Raw genomic sequence first — 22,223 nt, 5'->3', positions numbered from 1 at the left:
AATTTTTCCTTAAATACCACCGTTTAAGCCAGTCATAAATGACTCGTTAGGAATTTCTGCTAAGCAAGCTTCATCCAAGTCATTGGGATCTTTTTTATCTAAAAACTCATTGATCACATTAATAGCACAGGCAGAGACTCCTGGTGTGTGTGAGCTATTTTTCATCACGATATGCTTGCTATTAGGTAATGATTTATCAGCGAAGTCTCCATTACTAGGAGGTGTCACCGGATCCAGTTCACCAGAAATGATCAAGGTTGGGATGTCTGCCGTGACTGGCTGATAAAAATCATCACTTGGGCTATATTTCGGCCATACGGGACAAGCTGTGGTCCATGCCTTATGACTAATACTGCCATTAAAGGCATTATTTGCATCGGCTGCCATCATAGCGTCTGTCACTTTCGGAATATCTTCATTACAGACAATATTCATGGTTAAACCAACAAACATTTCCATGCCGTTATCACTTGCCGCTGTTAACCCCGCTAAAGGAGCATAATTTCCTTGAGCTGCTTGGTGGATCAATAATGGCACTAATGAACGCCCTTCTAGCGAATAAAGCTGAGTAAAAATAGTCGATAAAAACTTACTTCTATTGAGCTTCATGGTAGTAGATGTGCCCAAGCGAGGGTGTGGGATAGTTAACGTTAGTGGTTTTTGCTCAAGCTGAGCAACCACTTGTTTAAATTCTTGCGCCAAGTTAGGGTACGTTGCCTGACAGCTTGCTTCTTGCTGACAGTGTGCCAAAAGCAGCTCAAAAGAGCGCGCTGAACTTTGACCAAATAAACCAATTGGTACCTCAATCGGTCCAACACTGTCTAGTACCACGGCGCTGATAGACTCAGGGAACATCCGCATATAGACTAAACCTGCGCGGGTACCATATGAGCCTCCATATATTGTGATCTTTTCGTGCCCTAAAGACTGACGGACAGCATCAAAATCTCGAATGGCATTTTCCGAATTATACTGACTTAAATCACCTGTTAACGCTGAAATACACTGCTTAACATCGCTCACATCAAAATCTTCAGGCAATGACTGATAGGCATCCATTTCAATCGCATTATCACATTGCAACGGATGGGACTGCCCAGTGCCCCGTTGATCAACTAAAATAATATCGCGTGTTTTTCTCACTTCGTTAAATGCTTTATATAAACCGCCAGCTAACGACACGGCCGCTTGACCTGGGCCACCCGCTAAAAACATCAAAGGTGCTTTGTCATTGCTATTATCAATTGCAGGTAATACCGCAAAATTAATTGATATTTTTTCGCCATTTGGTTGCTGATAATTTTCTGGTACTAATAACTGACCACATTTAACTTGCTGCTTAATGCCTTCAAGATGGCACTGCTCCAATGTTAACGGTGAATCGTCTGCCATACTCGTTGTCATCACTGAGAGACAAGTAAGAATAAGCAACCCCTTCCAAGATTTGTGCATATTGTCCTTCCTTCATAATAAATCCAACTGACTAGTCATTGAATTAACAAATTTATTACAATTATTTCAGTAAAAAAATAAAATTAATAATAAAGGACTGATATTAAAGATTATTTATTCAATTTTATATTCACACTTGCGGATTTTTCAGCCATTACTGGTAATTTTTCTCTAAAAAATAAGCGCTTTTCAGCTTTGCCAGCATGATTTACATGAATAAATAGTAAAAATCTCAATTAATCATTCACAATGCTCTCATTTAGGGATAAAGTCTTAGTTATAGATGTAAATTACGATAGAAAAGGAAAACTGATGGAACTTAATCAGTGGGTAGACGAGCTATTTGAAGTATTTGATGAAGATAAAGATGGTGTCATCAATCGCAGTGAGTTCGTCGAATTGATTGATTGCTTACTACAAGATAAAGGCATTCGGATGTGCGAAAGCATATTTAAACGCTTTGACAAAAACCATGATAACTCAATATCAAAAGAAGAGTTAAAGGAAATGGTTATCGAGTTAGCCTTATAACACAAGACTTCAGGATTTTCTTCATCATGAAAAAGAGCCCTAGTGGCTCTTTTTTTCTGGTCGTACCTCTTTCTAATAGTATCAGCTTCTGATATATTTAAGCTTACACGTGTAAGCTGAGTTGCAAAATGACTATGACACCACAATATTCCATCGCTGAAGAAATCGCCAATGCCGTTAGTCATGGCTTAGGCACACTACTGAGCGTCGCTGGCTTAACACTATTAGTTTTCTACGCGGCACTAGAACAAGATGTTCTGCGTGTTACCAGTTTTGCTATTTATGGCGCAAGTCTGGTGATGTTATTTCTCGCCTCGACTCTTTACCATGCGCTTATTAACCCTAAGGCAAAACAAGTATTTAAGTTACTTGATCATTGCGCAATATACATATTGATTGCGGGTACTTACACACCCTTAATGCTGATCACCCTCAATGGCACACTAGGTTATTTCATGATGACGCTAGTGTGGCTATTAGCCATTACCGGTATTATTTATAAAGTCACATGCAAGCGTCACAATAAAGTAATTTCTGTCGCCAGCTACTTAGGGCTTGGCTTGGTATCATTATTTTGTATTCAGCAGTTATACCAAGCCTTACATGGCAATGGCTTATTGTTATTGTGTTTAGGTGGCGGCTTTTACGGATTTGGTGTCATCTTTTATGTGAATCGTAACATTCCATTTAATCATGCCATTTGGCACCTGTTTGTGCTTGCAGGTGCCATGTGCCATTTTTTTCTGATGTGGTTTTACGTTTAGATACTAGAACACGTCCTTGTTAATTGTCAGTTTTATAACTGCCACGCATAACTAAATTTAGTAAACACAGTACGTTGATCACGCTCAATACTGTCTAAGCTGTCATCCTGAAAACCACCATCTGAATACCCAATAAAGAACAAGGTCTGTGGATTGATCTTATAAGAATAAATTAGCTGAGTTGAAAAATAGCGCTGCTTTTCATCCGGTAAGTCATCTTTATCTAAGTAAAGATCTTGATTTCTATCAATATCGGTATATTGGACAACAAATTTTAAAATACTATGCATATCAAACTGATAGCCTATACGAATATCGCTTTGATTTGCAGTAAATAACCTTTTATCACCAATTTTTAACTGGCTATAGTTGTGATTAAGGCTTAATTTTAAGTGCTCATTCACATCCCACGAGATATGAGGTTGAAGATCTAACACATCACCTAAACGCGAATTGCTAAAGTCAATTTGCTTACCAATGCGTAAAAAATTACCTACGGTCATCGTCGCAAACGGCTTAAACTCGGCAAACATCATAAACTGATTTTCATTGTAGTATTGGCCATCATAATGTCGGTTACGGTGTACAATACCAAAGTTACTAAAGAACTGTTTTTTACCTTGTAAATTGCCGTGGATTTCATACTCTTCTTCAAGTAATTTGCCATCTTGATCATAAGTTTTGTCCCAATCGCCAAAGTAACCCCAGCGAGTAAAGAGATCATCTTTATCTCCGTAATAGTAACGATTCCCTCCTAAGACATATCGCTCGATATCACTTCGTGATTGAAAGCCTAAATCAGCACGAAAATCTTCACCAATATTGGTGTAGTTCGCCCGTAGATTATAATCGCGCGTGCTATGAGAATAATTAACACTAAGTGCATGATCATTTTGTTTTTCTTTGACGTCAAAATCTTCCATCACGCCAACAGAGTTTTTGCTTTGAGAGCGAGCAACTTGATAACGGAAATTATCTTTATCGCTGAACCAATAAGTACCATCTACCGACAATAAGGTGTTGTGATAGTTGTCACTATTTCGATGAGTCATTAATACGCCTACATTGTTACGTTCTCCAACGTCATTTTTGTATCGCGCAATGGCAACATTCGAACTTTCATCTAGGGTTGCTAAGCCAGACCCTTGATTTTCCGGCATTAAAAACGAGGTGTTGCTGTCATTGGCTAACATCACTCCATAACTATGCTGTTGGCTTTTACCCGTCAGTTTGACCCCGACATCGGGATCAGCAATATTGCGGGTATGGACAAAGTTGAAGTTTGTGGTATCAAAATATGAAGCACCATCAAGAAAAAACGGTCTTTTTTCCGAATAAAATAATGAATCAGTACTGTTAACATTTAACTGACCCGCATCGGCTTCTACTTGAGAAAAATCAGGATTTAAAGTGGCATTTAACACCATATCTTGGGTAATGCCCCAGCGAATATCTAACCCCGGTTCGGCATCAATATCACCATTTTTCCAAGGTCCGGGGACTTCATCTTTCTCATCTTGACGTGACACAGTTAAGGTGGGTGTCAGTTGTACATTGTTACCAGAGGTAATGCCCTTTAAGCCAACAATTTGCTCAAATTGACACAAATTACATTTGATATCGCGATCTCTTTTATGAGTCGCCATTTGTACACGAACGTCCCTCGGGTAATTGCGCCAACCAGCAATATTCCATACCTTAGCGCCTTCTGTTTCGGGGAAACGTAACGAACTGAACGGGATACTCATTTCCACCACATAACCAAAATCAGTAATTTGCCCTGCACTGTCCCATATCGCATCCCATGAGGCATCTTCCCGCCAGCCATCACTATCATCCATTTTCATATCAGCCTGAGCGCCAAGAGGGTTAACAAAAAACTCAAATCCCCCTCGTTGATCATTAAAGGTATCGACAATAATACCAACATTATCATCTGCCCATAGTGCATCACGATCCCTTAACGACGCTCTAATTTTTTCAGGCTCATCATCATAGGCTTTAAAAGCAACATATAACGATTTTTCGTCATGATAAAAGAAAACCTCGGTTTTTACCGGAGCGGGGGTTCCTTCACCTGGATTATTTTCATAAGCAAGCTCCATTTTTGTCGCTTGTTGCCAAACGGCTTCATCCAGCTTGCCATCGACAGATATCGTCTGATCAATTTTTGCTAAGGTATGACGATTACATTCAATTTGTTGAGCGGATAAACTAGCTGAGACCAATAAACTTGAAACAAGACAACTATTGAGCAAACGACTAGCGCATTTAACAGAGGTTGATTGAGGGTAATGTTCCCATTGAGACATAAACTATTCACTTTATTGTTATATTTTCTAATAAGTATTGTCGCTTACTAGACTAAAAAGGTTTATACACCTGTGTAACAAAATATGTCTAAAGAAATATTTACGTTGAATTTAGCAATAATCAGAAAATGAATATAGCAAGAATAAAGCGCTGACGCCGAGTAAGTTATCGCTGATTTGTAACAAAGTCAGACAATTTTTTTAACATCAAGGGGAAATCCTGTTGCCCTAAACCTAAACGGACATAGTGCCCTTCGATGCCAAATAAGTTTGCCGGCAGTAACAAAACCCCAGTGACTTTTGCTAAGTTTTCCACCCAGCGTTCGATTGTTTGCTCGGTATGAATTTTCACTAGTGCCAACATGCCTGCTTGTGGTGGCTGCCAAGAAAAATATTGTGAATGTTGTTTCACAAACTGTTCAAACAAGTCAATATTATCGCTAATGGTCGAATTGGCCGCATTGATGATTTGACGGTGATGTTTCAGTGCAATCCCTGCTAATTGTTCATCCATCACAGATCCACAAATAGAACCATAACTTTTTACCGCTAATAACCTCTGAAGCAACGACTTGTTTTGACTTAACGCCCAACCAATTCTGACACCGGCTAAACCAAAACTTTTTGACAGTACAGCAACGACTACCGCTTTATCATAATCAAGATAACGGTGAGAAAGTGCCAACTGATTATAATTACTTGCCTGAGAGACATCATCTGCAAGTAAGTAGCATTGATATTGCTGCGCAAGTTGAAGGATCTCATCAGCTAAAGGTGAATCAATCACTTGCCCCGTGGGATTATGGGGTGAATTAACCACAATAAGTCGAGTTTGCTTATTTACCACTTGTGTAAAATCATTAATGGTTAGCTGCCAGTTATTATCATTTGATAATTCAATCAACTTTACCTGACAGCCTAACTGCTTGGCCATGGTAATTAAACTGGGGTAACTTGGCGAAACCACAACCACTTCATCACCAGGCCTTAATACCGATTGATAAACGGCTGCAATTGCTTCTTGTGCGCCACAAAAGGTTAGCACATTATCAGCCGTTAAGCGGGTTTGGTGGTGATTCAATGCCTGGTGAAAATAAACCAGCTGTTGACGTAACGACTCTGCTCCCAAAAGCGGCGCATAGCTTAATGGTGTATCATCAAATTGTTCAACCCCCTGACCAGAGAGTTGACATAACTCAGTAAGCGTTAATGATTGCGCACATGAATTACTTAAATTATCGGAAATTTGGCAGGGTAACTTACTGACAAAATCCAGATGGGCCGGTAAGACAAACTTATTCTGTTGCATTGTTCAACTGCCATACCGTTACATCAATTGATTTTCTTAACGATTGACGCTGATTGATATGGATATCAAGCGGTAACTGTGTCTGTTTGAGCAAAGAAAAATGTTCAGCTAATAACAAGCTAAGACCGTCAAAACCAGTCACATTTTCACCATTAACTTTAATGCCCCCTAACCAGTTTTCACGCTTAGTTATTTGAGCATCAAAAGTATAATCGGAAGCTACTACTAACAGTCCGCCACGGTTTAACCGAGTATGAATGGTTCTAAGCACTTGTTTTGGGTCGTAGCATTGTTCTAACACTTGCTGCAATACAATCACATCATAACCTTTGAAGATAGGTTTTAAATTAACCGCATCTCCTTGGCTAAACTGAATATTTTCAGCATTATGTTGACAAACCTCACTAGCATTCACTTCATTAAAAGCGACGATATCACCCTCGACAACGCTTTGATAACGAAGTGATTCTCCACCTTGTAGTTTGACCCCAAACTGTATAAAGCGCGCAGAAAAATCAACCGCATCAATAGCGTTAAAAGAGGGAGATAAGGCAAAAGCTGTTGCACCAACTGAGCAGCCTAAGTTAAGTAGCTTTTGCTGTGCAACCTTGTACTCACTCAGTAAAGGGATAATAAAATGCGCAAGCTGTGTCGGAAAATTTACCGAAGAATTTTCACCATAATGCAATATTAATTGCTGACAAACATCAAAGTCCGTTTCATAACGATTGACTGGCGTAAGCGGTACCTCTGGGTGTTCACTTTCCACATAGCGGAAACCTGCATGTTGAAAAAAATGACGACGAAACGCATAACGTGATGACTTGAGTGCTTCATTACCCGTTGAAATCCAAGAGCCACCTTTGATCAAATTATGCTTACCATCAAAGGTGGGTGTAGAGAAATCATCATACAAAGGATGCACATTAAAGCCATCAAAGGCATCAATTGCAGACTCTGTCCACTGCCAAACATTGCCACACACATCAAAAAAATCTTGAGATGAAAACCTATCTACCGGACACGAGGACGCATAATATTCGAGATTAATATTTGCTGGGGCTTCTTGCCACTGAACAAGATCCCCCGTAACCTTCTCTCGCAAGCAATACCATTCAGCCTCAGTTGGCAGACGGATATATTTTTGCTCTTGCTCACCTTTCCACAGGCAAAATGCTTTCGCTTCCAAACAATTCACTTCAACTGGCCAGTTTAATGGCAAGGGAATTTCATTCAGTAAATTACGCTGAAAATAATGCTCGCCTCTTTTTAGCCAAAAACGTGGCATTTCAGGCTTTTTATATGCTAACCACTGCTTGCCTTCTTCACTCCAGTAATCAGGATTTTGATAGCCTCCCAATTGAATAAATGCGAGATACTCCTGATTAGACACTAAATACTGGCTAACATTGAGATCATCAACATCTACAGACAATTGCCCATATTCATTATCCCAACCATAGGTATGATCCGATGATGATTTACCTAAGGTGATATTTTTCCCCGCTAAAGTTATCAACGCGTTTGCGGGTGCCTCACCACTTGTCTGACAGGCAGGCCATTCAGGGCTAGCCGTAAGGTGCTGTAATGGCAACATACGCATGATGACTGATGATGTCTCTAAGTGTATGCGTTCATGCTCACACCCCATTAAGATCACCCAAGCCAATGAGTCCTGTTGTATAGGGAGTGTTAACGGCATCTGCTCTATCAACTCAATCACTAAGGCAAACACTTGCTGACGATAAGCTCTAACCTGCTCAACACTTGGCCAGTCATAGTGACGACTGTCCAAGTCATCCCAACTCATTTCATCAACGCCAACCGCACAAATGGCTTCAATTGCTTGATTAATTCGCTTAGGGGTAAATTTACCTAATATCAATTTATTAATATAAAACGTCGCGGTATGGCCGAAATAAAAAATAAGCGGGTGTCGAAGTGGCTCTGGACGTAAAAAGTAAGCTTGATCGTTATTAATTAAATTAAACAGCGATTCATAAGTTTGCCAAGTATTAATGAAGTATTGCTTTAATTGCGCGCGTTTTTCTTCACTGCATGTGCCTGTTAATAATGGCGGTTTAAGTTGCGATAATGTTGTCATAGTTAATTACGTGATTATGTTAGCTGGTTGATAAGGACTTAAAATGGCTGCTTTTAATCTACGTCCTAATGATTGCGACCCTTGATCTAGTGTTTTACTTGACGCGCCCGTGGCCGTTAATTGATCAATACGCCGAGCAAACCACTGCTCCTGTTCAAATAACGCAATAGCACCATAAGCTTCATCACAAGAATACAAAGTATGGGGTAAAGGTTTTGCCGCCACATTATCTGGTGTTTGTTCTCGACAAGCACCCTCAAGGTATACTTCGAGCGCGTCGATAATATTAAGTAAAGCAAACACCACATTGACATAAGCATTGTAAAGTACACTGGCTGCGCCAAGTCGATGCTCCACTCTTGCCGTTTCGCGCCAACAACATTCACTGGCAATTACATTATGGTGATGATCGTATAGCAAAGGCTTCACTCCCATTGCCTGATTATGTTTACCCAATTGCTTGTACAAGGCAATACTTCCTTGATGCCCGCCCGAGATATCATTAGGAGAGCATAATTCTTCGGCTAAACCAAACTTTGTTTTTAAGTCAAAACGATCAAAAGCTTCTTGTTCAGGCAAATACAACAAACTGCACGGCAAGCTGGTTTGTAAAAAACAGTACTGAAGGTATTCGCCAAAAAAGTGTTCAGTCATAATGTTGTCACCTTGACCATCATTTACGCTGACATTCATTTGAATCGCATTAGGTATATGAACCGCTCGCTCATCACCACTGAAAATATTTTGACAACCTTGAGCAAGCTTACCCTTATCTCCCGCCCAAACGACTGGACGAATAAATGTCTGCTCAATGCCTTGCTCGGCAAATAAGGTGGGCAATAATTGTATGACTTTGTTGAGATATTCTGCTTCTTCAAGCGGGGATTGCCCATGAAACAATGAGACATACTCCCATTGTTGGTGCCAATATTCAGGGATCACTTTTCCAGCAATCTTAAGTTGTTCTAAGCGCTGATTAATCAGGGTGAAATCAACACTTTTAAGGGGCGAGTTACTTTGATAGCACCCTTCTAATTCAAAATGTATTACCGGGGTAAACCCTAGCGCCTTGATATGATCTTGGAGTTTTTCAATCACGGTTTTCGCTAGATAATTAAGCGGTTGTTCCATAAACTAGCCAAATAAATTAGAGCGACTCATCAGCAATAACTACGCAGTTTTTACCTTGCTCTTTTGCCACATACAAAGCCTTATCTGCTGCTGCATAGAATGCTTTAGCATCTTGATGAGCTGATGAATATTTAGCTAAGCCAAAACTAGCTGAAACGTGAATTTGTGCTCCTGACTCAGCTTCAAATTGATAGCTAGACAATCGCTGACGTAACCGTTGCGCTATCGTTTCTCCTTTTGCGACATCAGTACGAGGTAAAATACATAAAAATTCTTCACCACCAATGCGACCAATAGTATCTTCTGTACGTAAGGTTTCTTGAGCTACTTTTGCGACTTGTTCTATCACCATATCACCAACAGGATGGCCGTAATTGTCATTGACTTGCTTAAAATCATCAATATCAAAAACCACGATACATAACTCACCTTGCTCAACAGAGGTTCCCTGAATTTGCTTATCTAAATATTTAAAGGTATAGCGACGGTTATATAAGCCCGACAGTGAATCGACAATGGATAATTCAAAAATTTTACGATTTGTTCGATGTTGATAAACCATAACAGCGAAGAAAATCCCCAATAGCACTAACAAAAAGATAATGAAATAACGTTGCTGTAATGCCTGTTGCTCTTTCGTTTGAAGGGCTAGTTTTTCAGCTTTTAGCCGCTGTTTAGCAAGCGCGGTTTCTATGTCTTGGCGTTCAATTTCCATAGATGCTCGAATAGTTGCAACACGTTCTGTCGAACTTTCAATCAATATTTCGGTATACCGTTGATAATACTTTGCTGATAATTGATAAGCTTTTTGATATTCTTGTCGCGCATAAGCCAGCTCACTAGCGACTTTATTCACTTCAATTTGCCATGCGGTATTGTGTAACTCTGGTATTTGATCAAAAATTTTTGTTGCTTGCTCAAGTGCTTGTTCTGCTGCTTGATACTGCTTTAACTTAATCAAACAGCTTGCTTTACGTTTATATAACTCCGCATCGAAATCATCAACACCATGTAACGAAAATGCCCGTTCAATTTCAACTAAAGCCAGCTGACACTTGCCTTGTTCAGCCAAAGTCATGCCTAAACCATAAGAGGCAAAATAAGAGATCTCATTATTCGGCGTATAAGATAAAATTTCCTGATATAGCTTGAAGTTTTTGACCGCTAAGTCATGTTTTTTCCAATACCGATAGGTCGAAGCGATGCCATAAACAGCCTCGGCAATATGCGCTTTATAACCAAGCTGCTGGTATATTTCTAACGCTTTTTCATAATACTCAATTGATTTTTTATATTGACGCATATAACCATAAATCGCAGCATAAGTTTCATCTATCATGCCGATCAAAAAATTGTCTTTTAAGGCAAAAGCTTCGATGTAAATAGCCTGCATATCCGAAAGGGAGGTATCAAACAACTCCGCTAAACTATGGGTATAAGCTAACTCAAGTTTCGACTTAACATAAACATAGTAATCTTCTTGTTCTTTCGAACCTTCCATCGCTTGAGTGAAGTAACTCCGAGAGCCTTTATAATCCCCAGAACGTCTCATTAACAACCCTTTAAAATAATTCAAATGGGCTAACACTCGAGCTGGCGATCCAGCCGTCACCATCTCAGATAATTGATTAATTGATTGTTCAAACTTAGGATAAAAGTACAATAAATTTTCACACTGGGCTTTGCGTATTTGCAACCATTGCTGTTGGGTCTTGGTAAGAGATTTATTGTCTGTTTGAAAAGATAAAATTTGCTGATAAGCCAGCCAAGGGTTTTTAAATATTTGCTTATCCACAGAGAGTAATGCTATGTCTGATAGGGAAATTTTTTCGATCGACGATGATGCAGCAAAAGCGGTAGTAAGAACCGTATTTGTGATGAACAATATCAGAAAAATATAGATGACTTTCATTCGCTGCAATTGGTTACTTCCTTGCATTTTAGTTTTATCACTTTTTTATTATCAACAATGTATAAGGATTAAGCAATTAACAATCACTTAATTTTCAATCGTTTTTTCTATTCCCGCCTCTCAAAACCAAACACACATTACTGACCAAGCTTTTTGACCGTAACCATTTTCACTCCGAGTCAATAAACTTTTCAACCTCATAAGAGGGATTATTACCGAATAGGTGAGCATAACTAGCTTGCTCAAGACATATGCTCTATAACAGACCACTGTTATCTTGATTTACTTTCAACAAATAAAAAAAGGAGCCATCACGACTCCTTTTCAACCTTAGCTGTATGCCTTAATAACACTTAAAAGGTATAAGTTACTTTCACTCGGTAGCTAGTATCATCTGTCTGATAATTTAATGCAGATTGATAGTCTTCATCAAAGGCATTCACCACTTTGGCTGCTACTTTAAGCTGCTGATTTACCTGATAACTAGCCGTTAAATCTACCAACCAGTAACTATCAAGTTTTGTATCGCCACTGTCTTTACTTGAACCGTAATAACTCACTTGTGTACCAAACTGCCAGTCTTGCCAATTATAATAAACACTGTAATTAGCTAATGTTTTAGGACGTCTTAACAGTGCTTTACCTGTAGCTTTATCCTCAGCATCAACATAAGCAAGCGCTAATTGGTGATCAAATTCAGCAATGGTCGCAGAAATATTTAAATCTGCTCCTTGAATCGTCGCTTGATTGATATTATCAGGTTGCCACTGGCCAAATTCATTTGGGCTCCAAGCAATCAGGTTGTCAACTTCCGTATCATAGACACTTAGCTCAACTAACGAGTTCTGTTTTTTGTGTCGTACTAACAATTCATGAGTTGTTGAATTTTCTGGTGCTAACTCAGGGTTACCTGAACCCGGCCAATACAAATCATTAAAGGTTGGCGCTTTGAACGCACTACCGCAGTTAAGACTAATCAACCAGTCATCGGAGAGCTGGTAACCAAGTGAGGCATTATAGGTCACTTCACTATCAAGATTTTCAATGTCATCATAACGTGTCGCTGCTTCTAACAAGAATTGCTCAACTTGATGACGTGCTTGAATAAATACCGCTTTCACCGTACGTTGATCAACATCCCACGCTTGAAACCCTGGTAACCAAGAAACTTTATCAGTATCTGTACTGACTTTTTCCTGATACCAATCACTTCCTAACGTTACACCTGTTTGTGCATTCAGTTGATAATGGCCAACCAATGAAACTTGTTCACGCTCTGTTTCGATAGTATCTGCATTACCTTTTTTAATACCATTACCATAAGTCGCTGCTTGATCCTCACTTTTTGCCACCGCAAGCTCTAACCAAGCATTTTCCGAATGATATTGTCCTGCCACCTTAATATGATAGTTATCTGATTGTTGCTGATTTGCATAATAATTAGGACAGACTTTACTAGCGTCATCCCAACAAGGAGCATCCGGGTATGATGCATCATAATCACTGTCACTTTGCTCAAATTTACCCGCCACATTTAAGGCAAATTGTTTGGTGAACTGGCTTAATCCTATCAATGAAACCGCTTGTCGTTGGTAACCGTCATCATCAGGTTCATTGATATCATAGGGGTTATTCGGATCTGAAAGGTAGGCATTAAAACCATCAGATTTTTCACTGGAAACATTTAGGGTATATTGGTGTTGTTCATTACCAAAACCATATGAAAAAGCACCGCTATATAAACTATGGCTGCCGATACCTAAACTCACCGCCCCTTCATTATTCGCGTAGCGCTTAGTAAAAATCTGAATCACTCCACCAATCGCATCTGAACCCCATAACGCGGCACGAGGCCCCTTGATCACTTCGATACGTTCAATTTGCTCGGCTGACATTGACGATAAACTCACCGCGCCTAATGTCGCTGAGCCGACACGAATGCCATCAACCAAAACTAAAGTATGATTGCTATTAGTACCTCGAGTGAACACTGAACTTTTTTGCCCTGCGCCCCCTTGGTTAGTTACATGAATCCCCGCTAGTGTTGATAAAATATCACCCACACTAGTTACCTGAAGTTGTTCAATATCTTCTTGGGTAATGATGTTATTCGATGATAAAGCTAAATAACTATCTTGTTGAGTGCGATTTGCCGTAACCAAGATATGTTCATCAACGAGCGTTTCATCGTGATGTACATTTGCGCTGTTAGCAAAAACAAAAGTTGTAGGAAGGGTAAGTGCCGACAAAATGGCCGACGTTAAAAGTGCTTTTTTCATAATCTCCTCGCTACCGATGCCACCCGCATCAGATAAACAAAATAAAATAAATTAGGTCGGTCTCCGGACTCATCAGCACTATCAGCTAGGCTAATTTACCGTTGCGGGGGCAGTACAAGAATCTCACTTGTTTCCCAAATTGTTTAGTTTATTGCTAAACACCTAATTCCAAATAAACGCTGGTATTGACGACCAACAAGTTAATAAACGTTTGCTTAATTTAATTTTTTCGTACGATAGTGCTCAATATGCTGACAAAGTAAGGTTAATTCATCTAATGCCCGTGATGTCATACGATGCAACTTATCTGCATTAGGGTGAATAAACGCACCGCTTTTTACCGCAGGGATCATTGGCCATTGCTGCCAATCAATCGTCTCCGGTGCCTTCATGCCATGAGAGCTTGGTTGAATGATCACCTCAGGTGCAGCAAGTACTACTTGTTCAACATTAATTTGCGGATAGTCAGTGGCACTATCGACAAAAGGATTGTTCACCCGACAAACATCTAACTGTTGCTGTATCCAAGAATCTTTTGCCACTGTGGTTAGTGGCCTTGACCACAACTCTAAAAATCCGCTGATCGGTTGCTTATCTTGATACTGTGCTTGTAACTGACGTAAGCGTGATAAGAATTGCGCTGCTTTTTGCTCGCCTTGTTCCTTATGTCCCGTTAGCCGAGCAAAGTATTTCAATTCAGAAGCCACTTCTTCTAGGGTATTAGGCTGTGAATATACTATGTTTAAACCTAGCTGTTTCAGCCTGGCAATATCATCGCTGGGATTACCACTTTTCCATGCAATAATTAAGTCAGGATCACTGGCTAATACTTGTTCAATGTTTAAGCGGGCATAATTACCAACACGAGGAATATCAAGCGCTTCACGCGGATAATCAGCATGTTGAGTCGTACCGACAATTTGTTCACCTGCCCCGACCTCAAATAACAATTCGACAATATGTGGGGCAAGGGCAATGATTCGCTTTGCTGGCTCTGACGGCTGCTCGGCATAAACCTGATGGACTTGCAGCAAGCAAGTCAAACAAATAAATAATAACTTCTTCCAATGAGCGTACATTACCAATCAATTCCTTTTTGAACTTTGATGCCCGCATCAAAGGCATGTTTAATCGATTGAACTTCTGAGACAGTATCGGCCATCTCGATTAAACGACGGTGCGCTGCTCGCCCTGTAACTACAACATGTTGCCCCTGTGGACGATTAGCAATAGTGGTTAACACCTCATCAATATCAAGATAACGATAGCTCAGCATATAGGTGAGCTCATCCAATAACACAGTGTTAATACTCGGATCACTCAGTAGTTTTTTCGCTTGCTGCCAAACCACTTCTGCTGCAGCAATATCCTGTTCTTTATTCTGAGTTTCCCAGGTAAAACCAGTTTTCATCACGTAAAAAGGCACTCCTGCTTTTTCCAATAAATTACGTTCACCACATTCCCAAGTGCCTTTGATAAATTGACAAACAGCAGCTTTTAATCCGTGTCCCACCGAACGTGTGACCACCCCAAAACCTGATGTTGACTTTCCTTTACCATTACCAGTGATCACTAACAGTAATCCTTTATCATCGGTTGCTGCAGCAATACGCTCATCCACTTTTTCTTTTAATTTTTGTTGACGTTGTTGATGTTTTTGCTGTTTGTCTTGCTCATTCATGTTCTACTCCAATGCGTTATTACTTGTTCTAATGTCGATAAGTCCAGATGTTGCTCGCAAACATCCGCTAGCTTATCAATCGCTTGTTCTTGTCGTGCGGTTAAATCTAGCTGCTCTGATAGTTGAGTCCCGCACCAATGGGATAACAATTGAATCGCTTTATCACTATCAAATAAGCCATGCAGATAGCATCCTGCCACTTGTTGATCTTCACTAATTGCTCCTTGAGCAACACCGTCAATATCAATAACAGGGGTTAAATCACGCTCTGCCTTGCTTTGACCTGTGTGTATTTCATAGCCCGAAACGTCTACAGACTGACCATCAAGTTTCAGTACTGCCTCACGATTAATCAAGGTTTTCTCTGGCAATAGTTCGGTACTAAATGCAAGTAAGCCTAAGCCTTTAGTATCCCCTTGTGTCCCTTCAATACCAAGTGGATCGCTGATCAGTTCTCCTAACATTTGATACCCGCCACAAATACCAAAAAGTTTACCGCCGTAACGCAGATGCTTATTAATTTGTTGTTCCCAGCCTTGCGCTTTAATAAACTCCATATCAGCACGTGTATTTTTACTACCCGCTAAAATAATCAAATCTGCGGCAGGTAAATTGGTTCGGGTAATTTCTGAAGGATATACAAACTGTAAATCAACTTCTGGATGCGCTCGTAATGCGTCAAAATCATTATGGTTGCTCATGCGTGGCGTGACCGGAACAATGACTTTTAATTGTGCATTTTCAACATCCTGTGTTTGCTCTATTGCATCCTCAGCAGCAATATGCAAACCATGAATATAAGGTAATACTCCCAATACAGGTTTCTTGGTTCGTTGTTCTAGCCACTGCAACCCTGACGTTAATAAATTAATATCGCCACGAAAACGATTTATGACAAAACCGACAACTCGGTCTTGCTCTGATTGCGATAATAAGGCCAAAGTGCCAACAAGGTGAGCAAACACGCCGCCTTTATCAATGTCGGCAATTAAAATCACTGGGCAATCAACGCGCTCTGCAAAGCCCATATTGGCAATATCACCTTCGCGTAAGTTAATCTCTGCTGGACTGCCCGCCCCTTCAACAATAATACGTTGATAAGCTTGAGTTAACCTTTGATGTGAACTCAGCACCGCATTTGCCGCTATGGTTTTATAATCATGGTAATGTTGTGCATTCATGCTAGTGAGCACCTTACCATGAATGATCACTTGGGCATTTTGATCTGATTGGGGTTTTAATAAGATAGGATTAAAATCAACATCTAACGCGACATTTGCCGCCTGTGCCTGTACGGCTTGTGCTCGGCCTATCTCGCCACCATCTGGGGTTACTGCACTATTTAACGCCATATTTTGCGGCTTAAACGGTGCAACCGATATGCCTTGGCGTGCATAAATACGACATAAAGCAGCCACTAAGGTACTTTTGCCTGCATCGCTGGTAGTGCCTTGTACCATTAACGTTGCATGGCTCATTTGACTAGTCCCTGCGATAGAATGCTTAATTGGTCAGTCACATAATCATCATTAATAGCATTTACATTATCAGTTAACGGTTTCGCAATCCCTTCTACCAGACAAGTTTCAGTGTTAATGGTGACAGTAGTTAAACTGCCATTGGCGATAGATAGCTGGGTATACCATTCAGGATTTCGATAATCGACATTGAGTAAATGGGCTAATATCATGCGAATAACGCCGCCATGACAGACAAGTAAATAGTTTGTATTAGCTGGTGCTTGCCTATGTTGCTCAACAAGTTCACGCCACGCTTGGCGTACCCGAAATGAAAAGCCAGTTAACAATTCTGCCTTGGGTAATGGATGCTGTACTGGATTATGCCAGAAATTTTCTAATATCGACCATTGGTTATTTTCTTGATAAATATCATCAAAAGCAATGCCATCATAATAACCAAAATACATTTCTTTTAGTGCATCAACCACGCTCAATGAACAATTAAAACGTTGGCTTAACAATTCTGCCAATTGATGACAACGCTTTAATGGCGAGGTAACAATATGATCTATAGTCAATGAACTCTTAGTTATGCTAGACACTATTTCATCGTTTACCCAAGATGCTACACCGATATCAGTATTACCGTATAACGCAGCAGGACCATCTACCTGACCATGGCGTAATAAATAAATTTTACCCATGAGCATTCCCCTTTAATGTCATTGGCAATCCCGCGGTAACTAATGTCACCTGATCAGCGATATTCGCTAATTGCTGATTTAACCAGCCTTGATGATCAACAAACACGCGGATTTCCATCCCCATGGGGACAACGCCTAGACCAATTTCATTTGAGACGATAGTTATATTGCCACAAAGCTGTTTTAAACATTCAATCAGTTCAGCGACCTTAGCGTGCAGCAACTCATTGATTTTTTGATTGTTATCGAAGGGTTCTCTTTCTTGACTGTCCAATTGACTGACTACAGCCGATAACTGATTGCTTAGCCATAACGTCATACAATCAATTAATACATGAGCGTTAGGAGCTAATTCAGTCAAGGTTGTCGTTAACGCTAACGGACATTCAATTAACTGCCAGTTTTGCCGTACTCTTAACGCTTGATGGTGCGCAATACGCTGTTGCATTTCATTATCAAGTGGCTGCGCTGTGGCAATATAAATCGGAATAATATCGGCTTTTGCAGACTGCTGAACGACAACCTGTTCGGCAAACGAAGACTTACCGCTGCGCGCGCCCCCTAACACTAAGTGCAACATCAGTTTGCCCCAACCGCAACAATATGATGCACTAACACCAAATAAATGATCAATTCACTCAACTGTTGTGCACCACCTAAACAATCACCAGTAAACCCACCAATACGCTTTGTTATCCAATATTTAAACAGCCCCCGAAAAAGCACTAGACTGACCAATAACACCAGTATCACAAAAAAGTCGACTGCCATTTGCTTGAATAAAAACACACTAGGGACAATTGCGATAGACAAAGAAATAAACAACTCATTTTTACTTTGTTTATTAGCTAAAGGCTTACTTTTGCTACCGACATTATCAGAGACATAATCGGTGTCATAAATAAGGCTAGCAGCAACCGCCCGCGATAAAGCATAGGCAATCATAATCGCTGGAATGAGCTGCTGATGATTGGCTAAGGAAAACCATAATGACAGCTTTAGCAATAAAGCCAATACTAAGGTAATAGCGCCATAAGTGCCTAAGCGGCTGTCTTTCATAATGGCTAAACGCTGCTCAGTGGTATAGCCGCCCCCTATGCCGTCGGCCATATCGGCAAGACCATCTTCATGAAATGCGCCAGTAAGCAACACACTTAGTATACAGGTGAGCAATAACGCGATAAATACGGGAAATAACTGTGAAAACAAATAAAAGCCGAGAGCAACAAGCGCACCGACAAACCAACCGACGAGTGAAAAATAACGATTTGCCTGATTCATCCGATGCTCACTATAAGCAAGGTTTTGCCCTACAGGAATACGCGTAAAAAACATCAAGGCTAAACGAAACAGTTGCCATTGCCTAAGCAGCTTTATCCGTTTTCTATCACGCAGCATAACCGTCATTACACCACAACCCCTGCACTTTCAAAGCTCGCCATGTCATTATAAAAACTGGCAGCACATCTAAGTAGTGGCACGGCCAGCGCAGCGCCTGTACCTTCACCTAAACGAAGCGCTAAATTCAACAAGGGTTTAGCATCAAGTGAACTTAGCATTGACTGATGCGCTTTTTCATTGGACTGATGGGCAAAAATACAATAATCACTGACTTGCGGATAAAGTCGTTGAGCAACAAGTGCTGCACTGGTCACAATAAAACCATCGATCAGAATTGTTATTTTCGCTTGCGCTGCCGCTAAAATAGCCCCTACTATTTGCACTATTTCAAAGCCACCAAGCTGAGCCAGAATATCAAGTGGTGTCATTTCACCTTGCGCCTGCTTGGCACGCTCAACCGCCTGGTTCACTAAACGACATTTATCTGCTAATTGCTCAGAGGTAATGCCGGTTCCCTGCCCAACACTATTTTCCACGCTGTCACCAGTTAGTGCCATGTAAATCGCTGATGCGGCACTGGTATTGGCAATTCCCATTTCACCAAACATGAGTAAGTTACAACCACGGTTTTGCAACTGATTGACGAGCTGGTGAGCAAAGCCTAACCCTTGCTCGACTTGCAGCGCTGTCATTGCTGGCTGTGTGGTGATATCTTCGGTACCAGCACCTAAGCGTTGTTCAATAAAATCAACACTCTGTGATTTTTCTGCAGCGGTTAAAGGTAATTTAATGCCGGCATCGACTACCTTGAGCGCCACATCATTGCTGTGACAGAAACAATTGATGGCGGCGCCACCATGTAAAAAATTCAATACCATTTGCCGAGTCACATCACTGGGGGCGATACTGACGTTATGCTTGGCAATACCGTGATCACCCGCAAAAACGATGGCGGTTGGTTGTGTGATCTCTATATGTTCCACTAAAGAGCCTTGAGCAACGCTTTGAATAAGCGCAAGCTGCTCAGCAACTTGCTCTAACACACCTAGTGCGCCAATCGGTTTGGTCTTATTCGCTATTTTATTGCGAATAGCTTCAAGATATTTGGCTGATTGCTCAGACTTTAACGACTCTATAGTAAACACTTACTTACATCCTGCGCATAATAAATAAAAAGAATAGACTACCTATCACTGAAGTGATCACCCCTATGGGAATTTCTTGCCCCGGGACAATAGTACGAGCAACCACATCGACCCAAATTAAAAAGCAACCACCAACAATACCAGAGCAAATTAAAAGCTTGGCAGTAGTTTTGCCAATGAAAGGCCGAACAATATGGGGGATCATTAAGCCAACAAAACCTATCCCCCCACAATAAGAAACAATGACAGCCGTCATCGCCGCACAAATGATCAGTGACATCAAACGCAGTTTGGCAACGTTAACACCTAAAGTGCGCGCACTTTCATCGCTCAGTAACAAAGCATCTAATTGACGTGAAAATAACAATGCCAGCAAGGTGCACACAAGAATAACCGGGATAATCCACATAAGGGCTTGATAATCAGCGCGCGCTAGTGATCCCATCATCCAAAAAATGACACGATTACTGGCGAAAGCTTCACCAAAATACAAGATAAAGCTAGTGATAGCGCTTAAGAGAAATGACACAGCAACCCCTGCCAGCAATAAGTGCTCAACGCGTCGCCAATTGTTATTCATGATCACCATGGCAACAATGAGCACAGCAAACAATGCCCCTAAAAATGCGGCAAGCGGTAAGGAGAAGGCCTGCATACTCTCAGGTAATAAACCAGAAATAGTCGCACCTAAACCGGCGCCTGCAACGATGCCAAAAAGATAAGGATCAGCTAAGGGATTGCGGGTGACATTCTGCATTAATGCCCCAGCAGCCGCTAAAGCAAATCCGGCAAGAAAGCCCATCAATATGCGTGGAAATCGAATGTCGATAAGGATTGTTTGATAAATTGGCCGTTGACATTGATCCGTCAAACATTGCCAGACATTGGCAAAATCCAATTCAGCTGTGCCAAAGCCCATGGAAGCTAACACAGAACACAGTACTAAGCTCAGCAACACGAATAAGCTTGGATAAAAACGCAACGGCTTAATCATTAATGTGAGCCTCATTATGCATCGCATAAGTTACCCGCATCTTGTTGGTTAACGGGTTTTGATCAACCAAACACTCAAGGTGGAATACCTGCTTTAACATTTCGGCTTTAAGCACCGCTTCGGGTGTATCACAAACAAGCATTTTTCCAGCAGATAATAACAACAAGCGATCACAATACTGGGCAGCTAGGTTTAAATCATGAATAGTCATGATCAGGGTTAAACCAAGTTTTTTCACTAACGACAATATTTGGTGCTGATAAAATACATCTAAGTGATTGGTGGGTTCATCCATGATTAATATCTGTGGCCGCTGCACAATTGCCCGAGCGATTAAACATCGCTGTTGCTCACCTCCAGATAATGTATTGAATACTTGATGTTGTTTATCAAGTAAATCAACAATCGCTAAGGCTTCTTCTATGGCTCTTCTGTCTTGATCATTATTTCTATCAAACAAGGCTTTATGAGGAATTAACCCCATGGTGACAATATCGAGCACGGATAGATTAAATACCGCCTCATGTTGCTGACCAACCACGGCAATTTTTTTAGCCACCGCTTTACGATCATATGCACTAAGTGCTCTACCATCGAGCGTGATCTGTCCTGAGCTTAATTGATGTTCTTGATACAAACATTTAAGCAGTGATGTTTTACCCGCACCATTTGGCCCAACAATGCCAAGGGTTTCATTTTGGTTAACACAAAAGCTGACCTGATCGACAATGACTTTATCATCGACCTGCCATTTGATATCACGAGCCTGTATTTGCACTGCTGTCATAAGTTCCACATAAACGACTTTATGTGCGGCTTAAGAGGAGATGTTGATAGGCGAGCAAAACTAACGCCTAAAAAGATACCCACCATGTTACCCGCACGGTTTATTTGTATTATATTCTGGCAGGTCTCCTGACTTATAGAGATCACCCAAACGATACCTTCCCAGCGTACGCCAGTGGTTAATACGTTCAGCTCTAATTACAGTTGCGGGAACAGTTGTGGAATAAAGCCCAGCTCAATTGCTTAGTTTGCACCACATTCCCTTTTAAGTTGTTTAGTTCAACTAAACAAACACCAGAAAATTGCGCGCTACTTTAG

Annotated in this window: 18 protein-coding genes and 2 riboswitches; of the genes, 2 read left to right on the top strand and 16 right to left on the bottom strand. The window is 40.7% G+C overall.

What is annotated here, in order from left to right; all coding sequences use genetic code 11:
• Window positions 1-9: 9 nt before the first annotated feature.
• On the bottom strand, window positions 10-1,452 hold the full coding sequence (locus IV514_RS03285; RefSeq protein WP_206483467.1) for an alpha/beta fold hydrolase: 1,443 nt from the start codon (window positions 1,450-1,452) through the stop codon (window positions 10-12).
• A gap of 312 nt (window positions 1,453-1,764) precedes the next feature.
• Between IV514_RS03285 and IV514_RS03280 the strand changes: the two genes are divergently transcribed.
• Both IV514_RS03280 and IV514_RS03275 read left to right on the top strand, forming a co-directional pair.
• Window positions 1,765-1,983 carry an EF-hand domain-containing protein gene (locus IV514_RS03280; RefSeq protein ID WP_206483466.1) on the top strand — a complete coding sequence of 73 codons (219 nt, stop codon included), beginning with the start codon at window positions 1,765-1,767 and terminating at the stop codon, window positions 1,981-1,983.
• A 128-nt stretch (window positions 1,984-2,111) separates the two neighbouring features.
• Window positions 2,112-2,747 carry a hemolysin III family protein gene (locus IV514_RS03275; protein ID WP_206483465.1) on the top strand — a complete coding sequence of 212 codons (636 nt, stop codon included), beginning with the start codon at window positions 2,112-2,114 and terminating at the stop codon, window positions 2,745-2,747.
• Between the two features lie 32 nt (window positions 2,748-2,779).
• Here IV514_RS03275 and IV514_RS03270 read toward each other — a convergent pair whose 3' ends face one another.
• From IV514_RS03270 to IV514_RS03200, 15 genes are all read right to left on the bottom strand, one after another.
• Window positions 2,780-5,059, bottom strand: coding sequence for a carbohydrate binding family 9 domain-containing protein (locus IV514_RS03270; protein ID WP_206483464.1), 2,280 nt, complete (start codon window positions 5,057-5,059; stop codon window positions 2,780-2,782).
• Window positions 5,060-5,225: 166 nt separating this feature from the next.
• Entirely contained in the window at window positions 5,226-6,368 is a 1,143-nt protein-coding gene (locus IV514_RS03265) for an aminotransferase class I/II-fold pyridoxal phosphate-dependent enzyme (RefSeq protein WP_206483463.1), read from the bottom strand.
• Window positions 6,355-8,472: a 5-histidylcysteine sulfoxide synthase gene (gene ovoA, locus IV514_RS03260; protein WP_206483462.1), complete on the bottom strand. Its 2,118-nt coding sequence runs from the start codon at window positions 8,470-8,472 to the stop codon at window positions 6,355-6,357. Before ovoA ends, IV514_RS03265 begins: the two co-directional genes overlap by 14 nt.
• Window positions 8,473-8,478: 6 nt before the next feature.
• The gene (locus IV514_RS03255) at window positions 8,479-9,603 is read right to left on the bottom strand and encodes a hypothetical protein (RefSeq protein ID WP_206483461.1); all 1,125 of its coding nucleotides are present in this window, start codon (window positions 9,601-9,603) and stop codon (window positions 8,479-8,481) included.
• Window positions 9,604-9,619: 16 nt separating this feature from the next.
• Window positions 9,620-11,542 carry a tetratricopeptide repeat-containing diguanylate cyclase gene (locus IV514_RS03250; protein ID WP_206483460.1) on the bottom strand — a complete coding sequence of 641 codons (1,923 nt, stop codon included), beginning with the start codon at window positions 11,540-11,542 and terminating at the stop codon, window positions 9,620-9,622.
• Between the two features lie 326 nt (window positions 11,543-11,868).
• Window positions 11,869-13,794 (bottom strand): TonB-dependent receptor, encoded by a 1,926-nt coding sequence (locus IV514_RS03245; protein ID WP_206483459.1) that lies wholly within the window; start codon window positions 13,792-13,794, stop codon window positions 11,869-11,871.
• A 36-nt stretch (window positions 13,795-13,830) separates the two neighbouring features.
• A riboswitch (cobalamin riboswitch) is annotated at window positions 13,831-13,975 on the bottom strand.
• A 34-nt stretch (window positions 13,976-14,009) separates the two neighbouring features.
• The gene (locus IV514_RS03240; RefSeq protein WP_206483458.1) at window positions 14,010-14,873 is read right to left on the bottom strand and encodes a cobalamin-binding protein; all 864 of its coding nucleotides are present in this window, start codon (window positions 14,871-14,873) and stop codon (window positions 14,010-14,012) included.
• Window positions 14,873-15,475: a cob(I)yrinic acid a,c-diamide adenosyltransferase gene (gene cobO / locus IV514_RS03235; protein WP_206483457.1), complete on the bottom strand. Its 603-nt coding sequence runs from the start codon at window positions 15,473-15,475 to the stop codon at window positions 14,873-14,875. The genes IV514_RS03240 and cobO overlap by 1 nt, the downstream gene beginning before the upstream one ends.
• Complete coding sequence (locus IV514_RS03230) at window positions 15,472-16,953, bottom strand: cobyric acid synthase (RefSeq protein WP_206483456.1); 1,482 nt, start codon at window positions 16,951-16,953, stop codon at window positions 15,472-15,474. Before IV514_RS03230 ends, cobO begins: the two co-directional genes overlap by 4 nt.
• Window positions 16,950-17,639, bottom strand: a complete 690-nt coding sequence (locus IV514_RS03225; RefSeq protein WP_206483455.1) for a histidine phosphatase family protein — start codon at window positions 17,637-17,639, stop codon at window positions 16,950-16,952. Before IV514_RS03225 ends, IV514_RS03230 begins: the two co-directional genes overlap by 4 nt.
• Window positions 17,632-18,219, bottom strand: coding sequence for a bifunctional adenosylcobinamide kinase/adenosylcobinamide-phosphate guanylyltransferase (gene cobU, locus IV514_RS03220; RefSeq protein WP_206483454.1), 588 nt, complete (start codon window positions 18,217-18,219; stop codon window positions 17,632-17,634). Before cobU ends, IV514_RS03225 begins: the two co-directional genes overlap by 8 nt.
• The gene (locus IV514_RS03215) at window positions 18,219-19,046 is read right to left on the bottom strand and encodes an adenosylcobinamide-GDP ribazoletransferase (RefSeq protein WP_241242158.1); all 828 of its coding nucleotides are present in this window, start codon (window positions 19,044-19,046) and stop codon (window positions 18,219-18,221) included. Before IV514_RS03215 ends, cobU begins: the two co-directional genes overlap by 1 nt.
• Window positions 19,046-20,125, bottom strand: coding sequence for a nicotinate-nucleotide--dimethylbenzimidazole phosphoribosyltransferase (gene cobT / locus IV514_RS03210; RefSeq protein ID WP_206483453.1), 1,080 nt, complete (start codon window positions 20,123-20,125; stop codon window positions 19,046-19,048). Before cobT ends, IV514_RS03215 begins: the two co-directional genes overlap by 1 nt.
• A 4-nt stretch (window positions 20,126-20,129) precedes the next feature.
• Entirely contained in the window at window positions 20,130-21,119 is a 990-nt protein-coding gene (locus IV514_RS03205; protein ID WP_206483452.1) for an iron ABC transporter permease, read from the bottom strand.
• The gene (locus tag IV514_RS03200) at window positions 21,112-21,906 is read right to left on the bottom strand and encodes an ABC transporter ATP-binding protein (RefSeq protein ID WP_206483451.1); all 795 of its coding nucleotides are present in this window, start codon (window positions 21,904-21,906) and stop codon (window positions 21,112-21,114) included. Before IV514_RS03200 ends, IV514_RS03205 begins: the two co-directional genes overlap by 8 nt.
• A gap of 100 nt (window positions 21,907-22,006) precedes the next feature.
• Window positions 22,007-22,219: riboswitch (cobalamin riboswitch) on the bottom strand.
• Between the last annotated feature and the right edge of the window lie 4 nt (window positions 22,220-22,223).

Origin of the sequence: Thalassotalea sp. G2M2-11 (genome assembly GCF_017168195.1) — a bacterium.
In the GTDB taxonomy this organism is placed as follows: Bacteria; Pseudomonadota; Gammaproteobacteria; order Enterobacterales; family Alteromonadaceae; genus Thalassotalea_E.
Note: the sequence above shows the minus strand (reverse complement) of the source record. Positions and strands in the feature narration are given on the sequence as shown.

What these genes read in the sequence shown, in the direction of transcription:
- IV514_RS03285 (WP_206483467.1), bottom strand. Translation starts at nt 1,452, where the DNA reads ATGCACAAATCTTGGAAGGGGTTGCTTATTCTTACTTGTCTCTCAGTG.
- IV514_RS03280 (WP_206483466.1), top strand. Translation starts at nt 1,765, where the DNA reads ATGGAACTTAATCAGTGGGTAGACGAGCTATTTGAAGTATTTGATGAA.
- IV514_RS03275 (WP_206483465.1), top strand. Translation starts at nt 2,112, where the DNA reads ATGACTATGACACCACAATATTCCATCGCTGAAGAAATCGCCAATGCC.
- IV514_RS03270 (WP_206483464.1), bottom strand. Translation starts at nt 5,059, where the DNA reads ATGTCTCAATGGGAACATTACCCTCAATCAACCTCTGTTAAATGCGCT.
- IV514_RS03265 (WP_206483463.1), bottom strand. Translation starts at nt 6,368, where the DNA reads ATGCAACAGAATAAGTTTGTCTTACCGGCCCATCTGGATTTTGTCAGT.
- ovoA (WP_206483462.1), bottom strand. Translation starts at nt 8,472, where the DNA reads ATGACAACATTATCGCAACTTAAACCGCCATTATTAACAGGCACATGC.
- IV514_RS03255 (WP_206483461.1), bottom strand. Translation starts at nt 9,603, where the DNA reads ATGGAACAACCGCTTAATTATCTAGCGAAAACCGTGATTGAAAAACTC.
- IV514_RS03250 (WP_206483460.1), bottom strand. Translation starts at nt 11,542, where the DNA reads ATGCAAGGAAGTAACCAATTGCAGCGAATGAAAGTCATCTATATTTTT.
- IV514_RS03245 (WP_206483459.1), bottom strand. Translation starts at nt 13,794, where the DNA reads ATGAAAAAAGCACTTTTAACGTCGGCCATTTTGTCGGCACTTACCCTT.
- IV514_RS03240 (WP_206483458.1), bottom strand. Translation starts at nt 14,873, where the DNA reads ATGTACGCTCATTGGAAGAAGTTATTATTTATTTGTTTGACTTGCTTG.
- cobO (WP_206483457.1), bottom strand. Translation starts at nt 15,475, where the DNA reads ATGAATGAGCAAGACAAACAGCAAAAACATCAACAACGTCAACAAAAA.
- IV514_RS03230 (WP_206483456.1), bottom strand. Translation starts at nt 16,953, where the DNA reads ATGAGCCATGCAACGTTAATGGTACAAGGCACTACCAGCGATGCAGGC.
- IV514_RS03225 (WP_206483455.1), bottom strand. Translation starts at nt 17,639, where the DNA reads ATGGGTAAAATTTATTTATTACGCCATGGTCAGGTAGATGGTCCTGCT.
- cobU (WP_206483454.1), bottom strand. Translation starts at nt 18,219, where the DNA reads ATGTTGCACTTAGTGTTAGGGGGCGCGCGCAGCGGTAAGTCTTCGTTT.
- IV514_RS03215 (WP_241242158.1), bottom strand. Translation starts at nt 19,046, where the DNA reads ATGACGGTTATGCTGCGTGATAGAAAACGGATAAAGCTGCTTAGGCAA.
- IV514_RS03205 (WP_206483452.1), bottom strand. Translation starts at nt 21,119, where the DNA reads ATGATTAAGCCGTTGCGTTTTTATCCAAGCTTATTCGTGTTGCTGAGC.
- IV514_RS03200 (WP_206483451.1), bottom strand. Translation starts at nt 21,906, where the DNA reads ATGACAGCAGTGCAAATACAGGCTCGTGATATCAAATGGCAGGTCGAT.